Source organism: Acinetobacter sp. (assembly GCF_036666595.1).
Classification (GTDB): Bacteria; Pseudomonadota; Gammaproteobacteria; order Pseudomonadales; family Moraxellaceae; genus Acinetobacter.
In genome coordinates this window covers 382-635 of record NZ_JAVWVO010000102.1, presented here as the reverse complement: position 1 = coordinate 635, position 254 = coordinate 382, and positions in this window count along the sequence as shown.

The window sequence follows — 254 nt, the reverse complement described above, 5'->3', positions numbered from 1 at the left end:
CAACAGTATGCATGCACCAACCACCAAGGCCACCAGTAAGTATTTATCCATTCTTCCTCCCCACTTTTACCATTATTCGAAGTCTTTAAATTTTAGGCTTGATTGCATTATATCGCGTTTTCTTACTACTCAATAATTCTTATGCTACTTCAATATTCTTACTTGGAAGCATTTACTTGATTCTCTTCTATCTGCAATGAATCAATAAATTTTAATGAATCCCTTTGAATATTTTTCCAGTGTGGAAGTAATTC